This window comes from Streptomyces sp. a15 (assembly GCF_059026085.1).
The window spans coordinates 1-11072 of record NZ_JBWLKM010000150.1 but is presented as its reverse complement, the minus strand read 5'-3'; the positions used below and the strand labels follow the sequence as shown (position 1 = coordinate 11072).

Annotated in this window: 10 protein-coding genes and 3 pseudogenes; 2 read left to right on the top strand and 11 right to left on the bottom strand. The window is 67.7% G+C overall.

From position 1 onward, the window contains the following. Nucleotides 1-401: 401 nt before the first annotated feature. Nucleotides 402-834, bottom strand: a pseudogene (locus AC5P09_RS49960) (aldehyde dehydrogenase family protein); the annotation flags it as partial. Between the two features lie 432 nt (nucleotides 835-1266). On the opposite strand from AC5P09_RS49960, the gene AC5P09_RS49955 reads away from it, so the two are divergent. Beyond that, nucleotides 1267-1698 carry a YybH family protein gene (locus tag AC5P09_RS49955; RefSeq protein ID WP_493880314.1) on the top strand — a complete coding sequence of 144 codons (432 nt, stop codon included), beginning with the start codon at nucleotides 1267-1269 and terminating at the stop codon, nucleotides 1696-1698. A gap of 94 nt (nucleotides 1699-1792) precedes the next feature. Beyond that, nucleotides 1793-2383 (top strand): P-loop NTPase family protein, encoded by a 591-nt coding sequence (locus tag AC5P09_RS49950; RefSeq protein WP_493880315.1) that lies wholly within the window; start codon nucleotides 1793-1795, stop codon nucleotides 2381-2383. 137 nt (nucleotides 2384-2520) lie between these two features. Here AC5P09_RS49950 and AC5P09_RS49945 read toward each other — a convergent pair. From AC5P09_RS49945 to AC5P09_RS49900, 10 genes and pseudogenes are all read right to left on the bottom strand, one after another. Then, nucleotides 2521-2613 (bottom strand): annotated as a pseudogene (locus AC5P09_RS49945) (hypothetical protein); the annotation flags it as partial. Next, nucleotides 2607-2756 (bottom strand): CocE/NonD family hydrolase, encoded by a 150-nt coding sequence (locus AC5P09_RS49940; protein ID WP_493880313.1) that lies wholly within the window; start codon nucleotides 2754-2756, stop codon nucleotides 2607-2609. The gene AC5P09_RS49940 and the pseudogene AC5P09_RS49945, both read right to left, overlap by 7 nt. 91 nt (nucleotides 2757-2847) lie before the next feature. After that, on the bottom strand, nucleotides 2848-3684 hold the full coding sequence (locus AC5P09_RS49935; RefSeq protein ID WP_493880312.1) for an LLM class F420-dependent oxidoreductase: 837 nt from the start codon (nucleotides 3682-3684) through the stop codon (nucleotides 2848-2850). 277 nt (nucleotides 3685-3961) lie between these two features. Further along, nucleotides 3962-5317, bottom strand: a complete 1356-nt coding sequence (locus AC5P09_RS49930) for an APC family permease (protein WP_493880311.1) — start codon at nucleotides 5315-5317, stop codon at nucleotides 3962-3964. Between the two features lie 590 nt (nucleotides 5318-5907). Then, entirely contained in the window at nucleotides 5908-6765 is an 858-nt protein-coding gene (locus tag AC5P09_RS49925) for a citryl-CoA lyase (RefSeq protein WP_493880310.1), read from the bottom strand. Between the two features lie 304 nt (nucleotides 6766-7069). After that, nucleotides 7070-7264 (bottom strand): hypothetical protein, encoded by a 195-nt coding sequence (locus AC5P09_RS49920; RefSeq protein ID WP_493880309.1) that lies wholly within the window; start codon nucleotides 7262-7264, stop codon nucleotides 7070-7072. A 248-nt stretch (nucleotides 7265-7512) separates the two neighbouring features. After that, on the bottom strand, nucleotides 7513-8511 hold the full coding sequence (locus AC5P09_RS49915) for a sugar phosphate isomerase/epimerase family protein (RefSeq protein WP_493880308.1): 999 nt from the start codon (nucleotides 8509-8511) through the stop codon (nucleotides 7513-7515). A 25-nt stretch (nucleotides 8512-8536) separates the two neighbouring features. Next, entirely contained in the window at nucleotides 8537-9733 is a 1197-nt protein-coding gene (locus tag AC5P09_RS49910) for a Gfo/Idh/MocA family protein (RefSeq protein ID WP_493880307.1), read from the bottom strand. A 273-nt stretch (nucleotides 9734-10006) separates the two neighbouring features. After that, on the bottom strand, nucleotides 10007-10864 hold the full coding sequence (locus tag AC5P09_RS49905; RefSeq protein WP_493880306.1) for a sugar phosphate isomerase/epimerase family protein: 858 nt from the start codon (nucleotides 10862-10864) through the stop codon (nucleotides 10007-10009). A gap of 73 nt (nucleotides 10865-10937) precedes the next feature. Then, nucleotides 10938-11072: pseudogene (locus AC5P09_RS49900) on the bottom strand (sugar ABC transporter ATP-binding protein); the annotation flags it as partial.

Sequence of the window (11072 nt, the reverse complement as noted above, 5' to 3'; positions counted from 1 at the left end):
CCCTCGATGGCTTCATAGCGGGCACCGGCCTGGCACTCGACGAACCAGCGTCACCCTGACGAGCCGAAGTCAGTAACGCCAGCCGCACCGCTCTGCTGCGACTCAACGCACACGCCGGGCTGCGCTGGCACCAAGCCTTGTCCAGCGAAGCCGTCCTGGCCTACAAGCCGGCGCCTGAGGTCTACCAGCTCCGATGTCTTCAACTGGCGGTTCAACGGACTGGACCAACTGGTCACCGCGCTAATGGCGAGGTAGCTGGGCCGATCCGCACTCCGCCGCGCCGGCATGACGAGTCTCGGATCGAGCACGCCTCACGCCGGCCCCCACCTCATCGGAGCCGGCGCGAGGTTCGAGAAAGGCATCCTCGTCGAACGACCAACGACGACCACACCAGCGAAGAGTCAGGAGGCGATCAGCAAGTCGCATGACACGCCCATCCACAGGTCTTGACTATTGCTCGTGGGGAAGTTGAAGCCGGCGGTGAGCTGCCGGGCGGGCTGGGGCCAGCGGGTGGTGACGACCCTGGGGCGAGTGTAGAAGCGGATGCCTTCGGGGCCGTGGACGGGGGAATCGCCGATGAGGGAGTCCTTCGAGCCGCCGAAGGAGTAGTACGCCATCGGCACGGGCACCGGCACGTTGACGCCGATCACGCCAACCTTGATCTGGCGCTGGAAGCGGCGGGCGGCCTCGCCGGAGGCGGTAGACAGGGCAGTGCCATTGCCCTAGGGGTTGGCGTTGATCATGGTCGATGGCCTCGCCGAGGGACTCGGCGCGGACGAACGCGAGGACCGGACCGAAGAGCTCCTCCCGGTACGCCTCCATCTGGCCGATCACCACCACGCCGACCTGGTCGTCGACGCCCTCGACATGGCCGCCGGGCCTGGGCCTCCTGGAGAACGGCTGCGTCATCCACACGAACCGCGGATCGGGCAGTGCACCTCGGCTCAATTCCTTGGCCGGCAAAGGCCGACGAGTACGACGGCAGGAAGTGCAGCTCAATCCGCTTCGGGTGATCTGCCAGCCGTACAGCAGGGTGGGCGCGCCCGCGGGAAAGACGGATGCCTTGGCCCTGTCCGCTTTCCATTGTCCGCTGCTGACCATCTCGTGTCTGTTGGCTACGGCCCGAATTGCCCGGCCCTGGGGAACAGTGGCTGGTGAGGCCCGCACAGCCGGGCCGTCGGCGCCGCTCGGCACCGCTCGGCACCGGGAGTGCACACGTACGCCGCGTCGATGCGGCCGGCCACAGTGTCCATGAAGGGAAACGGAATGAGCGTCAACAAGGAAGAGATCGGCAAGACCGTTCTTGAGCTGGAGAAGTCCTTCAACGAGCGGTGGAGCGTCGGCGACAACCGCGGGTACCTCGACAACTACGCCGAGGAGATCAGCTACTTCGATCCGGTTCTGAAGGAACTGATCGTGGGTAGTGACGCGGTCATCGCTCACATCGAGTCGATCTACTCGAACCCGCACATCGTGCGGAACGAGTACCTCAACCCCGCCGTGAACGTCAGCGACAGTGGTGATTTCGCGGTCCTGGCCTACAACCTCGACACATACGTGCTCGACGACAACGGCAATGAGCAGCAGCTCCGTGCGTGGAACGCCACCGAGGCCTACCGGCTGATCGACGGTGAGTGGCGCATCGTTCACTCCCACTGGGCGTTCGCTCAGACCGCGCAAGGCGCGATCGCGTCCTGACCAGAAGGATCCCGGGGCAGCCAAGCCACATGCGTGACCCCCTGCGTCGCTCGCAGGGGGCTCCTCGTGATCACCTTCAGAAAGAACCCACGACATGAACGCCGGCGATACCGCCCGGGAGCCCGCCGCGCCGCCGAATGCGATCGAGGTGCGCGGCGCGCGCGTGCACAACCTCGGGGACATCGACGTCACGGTGCCGCTGGGCCGGCTGGTGGCGATCGCCGGGGTGTCCGGTTCCGGGAAGTCGTCCCTGGTGCTCGGCGTGCTCTACGCGGAAGGCTCCCGCCGGTACCTGGAGGCTCTGTCCACCTCCACCCGCCGCCGCCTGGCCCAGGCCGCCCATGCGGCGGTGGACAGCGTCGAGCACGTCCCGGCGGCGCTCGCGCTGCGCCGGCGGCCGGGTATTCCCGGCGTGCGCAGCACGTTCGGCACCTCGACCGAGCTGCTCAACAGCCTGCGGCTGATCTACTCGCGGCTCGGACGACACCAGTGCCCGGACGGGCACCGGCTGGAGCCGACTATGGACGTCGCCCTGGACCTGCCGCTGACCTGCCCGGAGTGCGGTGTGGTGTTCGGGCCGCCGAGCGCGGAGTCGTACGCGTTCAACAGCGAGGGCGCCTGCCCGCGCCGCAAGGGCACGGGCACCGGTCCGGGAAGTGGACGACGACCGGCTTGCGAGCCGTGAGGTTCCGATGTCGGCTGTGAGGACGTTGGGGTTGCCATGCCGTTCCAGTGAGCCGGACACGCCCGGCTCCTCGGGTCGAACCGGGCACCCGTCGCCAGGACGACCACGCCGGGGCGGACTTCGTCGGTGACGACCGCTCCGGCGAGGCAGGCGCCCCGGGCATTCCACAGCCGGCCCACGTCGCCCGAAGCGATGCCCCGCTCCCCCGCGTCGACCGGGTTGATCAGCACCGGCTCACGCCCGCCGACTTTGCCCTCACGTCATAGGGAGTCCGGGCGACGATCACGGGCCACGGCCCCTCGCCCGCGGGCCGGGAGACGTCTGCAGTGAGTACGACGCGTGTCGCGCTTGAGGACGGGAACTTCGTACTCAATCACGGCACCTGCCAATGCTGGTTCTCCTGTGATGGTGCAGGGCTTGACCCACGCCTGGTTCTGCGAGGATCGGGAAAAGGTTCGTCGGCGTCAGTGGATACGGTCCGCCAGCCGATCGAGGTCCCCGGCGACCTCCGGGGTGTCGCCGTTGGGCAGTTGGAAGAGGAACCTGTCGACACCAGCGGCCTCGTAGCGCTCCGCCATGCCCGCTTCGGAGGGCGCGTCGAACATCGTGACCGGGATGCGGCCCCGTCCGGCCTCGGCCGCACGCTGCTGGAGCCTGGCCACGCGATCGGCGAACTCGTCGAGCTCTTCGAGCGGCACACTCTCCGCCAGCCAGCCGTCCCCGACGGACAGGATGCGGTCCTCCACGGTCGGGCCCATCCCGCCGACGAGCACCGGCAGCGGCGACTGAAGCGGCTTCGGGTACGACCAGATCGGGTCGAAGTCCACGAACCTGCCGTGGAACTCCGCGTCGTCGGTGGTCCAGATCTGTCGCATCGCCGCGAGCCGCTCAGTCATCAGTGCCATCCTGGTGCGCGGATCGGTACCGTGGTTGGCCATCTCCTCGCGGTTCCAGCCGGCCCCCACGCCGAAGAGGAACCGGCCGCCGCTGAGGCGGTCGACGCTGGCCACTTCCTTGGCCGTCGTGATCGGGTCCCGCTGCACCACCAGGCAGATCCCGGTGCCGATCTTCAGGCGGCTCGTCGCCGCCGCGGCCGCGGTGCACGCGACGAAGGGGTCGTAGGTGTGCAGGTACTCCTTGGGGAGTTCGCCGCCGAGCGGGTACGGCGTTCGCCTGCTGGCCGGGATGTGGGTGTGCTCGCAGAAGAACAGCGACTCAAAACCGCGTTCCTCGGCGGCCGCGGCTACTTCGGCAGGCCCCATGCCGTAGTCCGTGGGGAAGTAGCACAGACCGAATTTCATCGAAAAAATTCTCCTCGGAATCTCCAGCCGTCCCGTCAGTGCGGGGCCGGGCCGACAAGGCGTCTGCGTCCTCGGTATCGCGCCCGACTGTGCCTCCGGCCCGGGAAGTGTCGCATCGGCGGATACTCAAAATCGGCGCTCTGGTTTCGTAGGGCTTCCAAGTGCCTTCCGCCAGGGTTGAAGGAGCCTTTGGAGGAGCCTCGTTGTTCCAGTGCGGAAGGCGCTTTCGTTGTGTCGTGCCGCGTGCCACGGTCTTGCTGGAACCGTGACCGTGGGCTTACTGGCGACCGATCTTGCTGTAGACCTCAGGCCGAGTACGCCGGAAGACGAGGGCCATGACGACGCCGACGACGAACACGCCGATGAGCGCGGCCAGCAGGAGCATCGCGACGCCTGTGGAAGTGTTGACCAGATGAGGGAAGTTCTGGATTGTCAGCACCAGCTCGACGGCCAGTCCGATCCCCGCGAGTACCGGCATAAGCACAGTGCTCCAGACGCTGAACTCGTCCTTGTGATGCTTGCGCAGGTACAGGGCGATGGCGAGATTCGCCAGGGAGATGGCGGCGACACCCGTGAAGCTGGCCAGTCCGAGCGACACCGTGAAGAAGGCAATGACATCAGACCCGCTGAGCACGGTGACAGCAAGGACGGCGAGACCAATCCCACTGGTGGCGAGAGAGGCCGCGTGTGGAGATCCGTGCTTGGCATGCACTCCGCTCAGCCGGCGGGGCAGGATCCCGTCCGCGCTCAGGTTGAAGACGTAGCGGGCACTGATGTTGTGGGCTGCCAGAATGACGGCGAACGTGCTGGTGGTGACCATCACTGTCGCGAGGTCAAACAGCACGTGTCCGCCGAAGGTCTCGATGCTTCCCAGGATCGACCCCGCGGGATCCGCGCTGGCGATGGACACGGCCTTGTCGACTCCGAGGGAGTTGATGTAGAGCCAGGCCGTGCCCCCGTACAGAACCATCGCCACGGCGATGACCCCGAAGGTCGCCCGGGGAACCGTACGAGTGGGGTGGCGCACTTCGTCCCGGAAGAGCGCGGCGACTTCGAAGCCGCCGTACATGCCGAGGCCGTACAGAAGTCCCACCGCGAAGGATCCGTCGAACCAGTGACTGGGCGCGAAGGGTGCTGCGGACAGGCCCGACGCTCCCTCCTTGAACATCACAGCGCCGTCGTACACGACGATGACCGCGAGCTCGAGGAACAGGAAGACGGTCAGCACCTTCGCCGACAGGTCGATCTTGAGGTAGCCGAGTACTGTCGTGGCGGCCCAGAGCAGGGCTCCCCACAGCCACCAGTCGATGTCGGGTCCGTGAAACGTGTCGCGAACCATCGACTGGAACACCACGCCGCCGAACCCGTAGCTGCCGATGTTGACGCTGAGGTAGCCGACGAGGGCCATGAACCCGGATCCGAGGCCGATTGCTCTTCCGAGGCCCGCCGTGATGTACACGTAGAACGCGCCGGGGTTCGGGAAGACTCTCGCCATCCTGGTGAACGGAACGGCGAAGGCCGCGACGATGAGGCCGGCCGCAAGGAACGCTATCGGCGTTCCCACCCCGTTGCCGATCGCCAGCATGATCGGAAGAACACCGATGACGACGACCAGCGGGGCGTTGAAGGCCATGACACTGAAGAAGAGATGCAGAGCCCCCAGGTTTCCACCCAGGCGTGGTCCGGCGTCAGCGGAGACCACTCTTTCTGTTGTGCTCATTCGCAGCCTTTTTCATTGGAGGTAACCATCACTGACGGAGCCGAGCCGCAGCCCGTGGTCGGGCCGGCTCTCAGCTGCACGGAACCCACCGCGCGCGCATGATCCGCTTCGACGAAGTGGCAGTTCGGGTTGTCGGGCCCGAAGTGTGATGCCGGTTTGGGCGGCTGAAGGCCGCCAGTCCTGTGGACCCCACAGGAATCCGAGGTGCTGGGTGAGCGCAGCGTGGTGCGTCTGTCTCCGTGCCGCCCTCAGATCCCTGCTCCGGTCCACGCTTGCCGGCGCTCAGCTCCGCAGGCGGGTGCTGACCGCGGTGACCGAGACACCGACCGGGAAGTGGCCGGCGGGCACCTGTCCCAGGCCAGGGGGTCTCTATGCCGAGTGAGCGGCACCACACGCTCTCCTTACCCCGCGCCGGCCCCATACCGGCCGTTGTCACAGACGTGGCTGATGGCCAGGACGCAGAAGGACGGTACTCAGGAACGAGCAGCGCAGGGCATTCGGCGTCATCCCTGGGGCAGCTCACGCCATCGCTCGTCCCAGCCGGCCGCCTCGCGGGCGGCGGCGAAGTCTCCCGTGGTCCCAGCCGTGTAGGCGACGGAATCCCTCGACACGATCCGGATCGGTCTGGCCGCGGCCAGCTCCTCGGAGACGTGCGCGATGACGCCCGGAAGTGTCGACAGGACGGCGAGGCCTGTGCCCTCCTCCGGGGTGAAACCCAAGCTGAGCAGCACCGCCGCCATGACACCCACGTCGTTGATCGGGATGTCCGACTTGCCGGGGAGCCGTGTGAAGGCCCGATGGACCGCCTCATAGACCTCCGCGGCCTCGCTCCACAGGCCCTCCTTGACGGCGATTCCCTTGAGCAGGGCGCCTCGCGGATCGACCTTCTTGAACACGGGATGCCCCAGCCCCGGCACGCGCTGCCTTGCCGCGCGCATGCGGGCGACCTTGGCGTCGGCGAACTCGTCGAGTGCGAGGGCTGAGTCGAGATACTCGCGGTGTGTCGCGACGATGAAGCGCCCCGTGTCCTCGGTAGCGAGAGTGTGCGCACCGACCGACATACAGGCTGCTGCCATACCGATGGCCATACTGGGGTTGGCTGAGACCGCGTACCGCGCGGCCACGGTGCCCGGCTTCTCGAGCGCGTAGTCAAGGACACCACTGAGGACGGCGTCGAGGACGCGCGTCTCCCGGGGCGTCGGCACCCGTCCCCGTACCATGAGGAAAATCGCCGCGGTGAAGGGGATCTGGCCGATGAGATCCTCGAGGTCGTAGCCGCGGACGTAGACCTTGTCCTCGGTCACTGTGCTGACGGCCGACGTCCAGTACGCGTCCTGTGCGGCTGTACTGCCTGAGTCCACTTTTCCTCCGGGGTGTTCGCTTACTGTGCGACATCGGCGGTGACCGCCCCTGCCCGGTCCGCTCCCGGGGTCCTGCGCTGCTGCCGGGCAGGGCGCCATCGGCTCGGCGCCGGCGGAGGGACACGCACATGAGGAGGGAGTGCCTGCGCGAGAGGTATCCGGACGGGGTCGGGCTCCGGCCGGATGACAGGACGGTAGGTGCCGCGGCATGAGGGCCGGTACTGGAGATCCACCTAACTTGCCGGGCGTGAGCCGTGATACTTCCGGGCCTCGATCGCAGATGCGTTCGTGCCGCCACGGATGATCAGGTCGGAGAGTCGCCCACGACGTGAACATAGCCGTCCTCGTCGACCCGGACGAGGTCTATGGTGCGGTACCAGACGTCCTCGGTGAGCGCGGCCCGGGTCTGTTCCTCGTCGCGCTGATACCCAAGCATGACGCCGGGCCCGCTCGACGCTGCCTCCCCGAGCTGGCCCGATGCCGTCACGGCCGTCGGCATCGACCACACGCAGCAGGGCGCGGCACGAGTCCGCCGGCCGAGCCCGGCATGGGGACCGGGTTCTGCGGGGGGGGTCGTAGGTAACCAGCGGAAGGCACTCGGAGGCACATTAGGCGTCCAGTACCGCGCATCCGGTCACGGCGCGCAAGTTCGGCGCCGTCCCGCGCCAGGCCCGGCTGCAGTACCGATGACTGCAGGAATCCCGCGCCCGTCGATCGGCGGGCGCTGGACTTCCCGTCAGCGGGCGTTCAGAGGGCCGCCGTGGCGCTGTGCAGGTTCTTGGCGGCCAGGGCGAGCCCTTCCGTCTGCGAGTAGGCGGCGTCCTCGTGCTCGATGTTGACGGCCATGTCGGGGTCGATCTCGGCGAGGGCGCGCAGGAAATCGGTCCAGAAGGGGACGTCGTTGCCGAGGCCGACCGCGACGAACTTCCAAGCCGGTTTCTCCGGCCAGGCGTTGCACCAGAAGCCGTAACCCGTAGGCACCTTGCCGGGTGCATCGGCCGGCACGCGGGTGAACGACGTGTCCAGCACGCCGCGGATGTCGACGCCCGGGCAGAGCGTCGCGTCCTTGGCAGCTGCGTGGAAGACCAGCGGGCCGAGCCACTTGGTGGAGGCGATGACGTCCATGCCCTGCCACATCAGGTGGGAGGGATCCATCTCGGCGCCGACGTTCGTCAGGCCCCCCTCCTCGACCAGCCGCTTCAGGGTGACCGGGGAGAAGACCAGGTTGTGCGGGTGCATCTCGACAGCGACCCGGACGTCGCTCTCGCGGGCCAGCGCGTCGATCTCCTTCCAGAACTCGACGGCCACGCCCCACTGGTAGTCAAGGACGTCCATGTACACGCCGTCCCACGGGTTCACGACCCAGGAGGGGTACTTGGCGTCGGGGTCCGAACCCGGCGTACCGGACATGGTCACGACGTGCTTCACACCGAGCAGGCCCGCGAGACGGATGGTGCGGCGCAGGTCGTCGGCGTGCTTGGGGCCGACACCCGGGAGCGGGTTGAGCGGGTTGCCGTTGCAGTTCAGGCCGGTCAGTTCCATCCCACGGTCGGCGAAGGCCGCCAGGTACTCCTCGCGCGCGGTGGCCGAGGACAGCAGCAGGTCGACCGGGCAGTGCGGGGAGGGGATGAAGCCGCCGGTGTTGACCTCCCCGGAGGTCAGGCCGTTCTCCTTGAGGATGTCGAGGGCCTCGTTGAGGGTGCGGTCGTGCAGACAGGCGGTGTAGGCGCCGAGCTTGAGGGCCATGGGGGTGCTCCTTGATACGTGAGGGTCAGGCGGCGGGCGGAACCAGGACAGCGGCGCCACCGCCCAGGGAGGACTCGACGACCGCGCGGATGATCTCCATGGTCCGCAGCGCGTCGGCGAAGGTGGCGCAGGCCGGCAACGGCTCGGCGACCCCCGCGACCTGGTCGAGGAAGGCCCGGGCCTGGTAGGTGAAGTTGTCGGCGTTGCTGGCGCCCACACCCGGCGCCTCCATCGGGACACCGCCCGCGAAGTACGGCAGCTGCGGGCCGACGATGATCTGCCGGGCGCCGCGCGTACGGGCCTCGGGCTGCGCGTCGTCGAAGAGGTACTCGGCCGGCCGGTGCTGGTCGAACGCAGCCCGCCCGCCCACGCCCAGAACATCGAAGGCAAGCCCGTTGGGCAGGCCGAAGCCGGTGCGCGTCACCGAGAAGGTGCCGACCAGGCCGGACTCGAAACGGGCCGTGAAGGACGCGGTGTCCTCGTTCTCGACCTCGCCCATCTCGTCGGAGACGGGAGCGGCGTTGTGCCCGACGACCGCGCCCAGCGGCAGCGGCCGCTTGGTGATCTGCGTCGACAACGCGGCACCGGAGACCGAGGCGATGGGCCCGGCGACGTACTCGGCGGCGTCGATGATGTGCGAACCGATGTCCCCGAGCGCACCGGAACCGGCGCCGCCCTTGAACCGCCAGCTCAGCGGCCCGTTCGGGTCGGTCGCGTAGTCGCACCAGTAACGGCCGCTGAACAGCGTCGGATCGCCCAGCTCACCGGCACGCACATGCTCACGGATCGCGGCGATGCCGGGCGAACGCCGGAAGGTGTACCCGACGGCCGTCACCACCTCGGCACCCCTTTCCAACTCGGCCATGGCACGGGCGTCTTGGAGCGACCCAGCCAACGGCTTCTCGCACAGCACATGCTTTCCGGCAGCGATCAGCGCCTCCGCGATCGGACGGTGCAGATCATTTCCTACGACGATGGAGACCGCGTCGATCGTCGGGTCCTCGGCGATGGCCTCCCAGCTCGGCAGCGCCTTCTCGTAGCCGTATCGGCGGGCGGCGTCCTCGCCGAGTGCGAGGTTGGCATCGGCGATCGCGGCCAGCCGGACCGGCGGCAGACCGGCCCCGAAGACCGTGTTGACGTTGCGGTATCCGGCAGCGTGACTGCGGCCGGCCATCCCGGCGCCGATCACCGCGACGGAGAGAGGTTTGGCGGACGTGGTCATGACGGTGCCCTTCGAAGGAGTGGTGATCAGACGGCGAACTGCCGGTGGAAGTGGGACGCGATGTCGCGTCTCTCAGTTGGAGGTGGGGAAGTTGAAGCCGGCGGTGAGTTGCTGGGCGGGCTGGGGCCAGCGGGTGGTGACGACCTTGGGGCGGATGTAGAAGCGGATGCCTTCGGGGCCGTGAATGGGCTCTGGTTTCCCTTCGCTCCGGAGACTCCGGGGAGCGGTGGACTTAGAGCGCTTTAACGACGCTCCTGGAAATACGATGTCCCGTCACGACCAGGTGGTCAGGTACTCGTCGGTCTTCTTGCGCATGAACACCGATGACTCCTTGGCGCGTTCTTCCCAGGCGAACACGCAGGCGGTCAGCGTGCCGTCGAAGCCGTTCGCGCGCAGCTCACGGAAGAGCTCGTCGAAGTCCACCTCGCCCTGGCCCATGTCGAGGTGCTGGTGGATACGGGCCGCCGTGCCGGGCGGGTTGAGGATGTAGCGGTTGCCCGAGGACGCCGTGTGGTCGAGGGCGTCGGCCAGGTGGACGTGGGTGAGCAGGTCGCCCGCGTACTTGATGATGCCGGGGGCGTCGTTGCCGATGTGGAAGGTGTGCGGGGCGCAGTAGAGGAAGGTGACGTTGGGGTTGTTGATGCCCCGGATCAGGTTGATCGCGTCGTAGCCGTTCTCGATGAAGTCGTCCGGGTGCGGCTCCAGCGCCAGCTTGACGCCCTCGCGCTCGAACACCGGCAGCAGTTCGTCCAGCGACTTCCAGAACTGCGCCTCACTGCGGTCGGGGTCCTCCGGTCGCCCGTTGAACTCCGAGATCATGCTGTCCACGCCGAGGTCGGCGGCGATCTGGATCGAGCGCTTCCAGTACCGTACGGCGGCCTGCCGGGCGTCCTCGTCCGGGCCGGACCAGCGGAACAGCGGCAGCAGCGAGGAGACGCCGACGCCTGCCGCGTCCAGTGCCTTGCGGAACTTCCGCACCGTCGCGTCGTCCACGCGCGGATGGCGGAAGAAGGGGATGAAGTCCTCTCGGGGAGACAGCTCGATCCACTCGTAGCCCAACTCGGCTACCACTGACGGCAGTTCGAGGAGGGGCACGTGACGGATCATGTACGGGTCGAGGGCGATCTTCATGGGGACATGCCTTCGGATCAGGGTGACGGGGGCGGAGTGTGGCTGTCGCCGTATGCGTGCGGCGACGCCGTTGTCAGGGAGGTGAGACCTCGGACGAGGCCGCCACGGGTGGGGTGAGGTCTTCCGCTTCCGGGAGTTCCTCGACGTCGACGCCGCGGACCTGGGCCAGCTCGTGCTTGAGGGCGGCGAGTTCGGTGCCGCCGGCCAT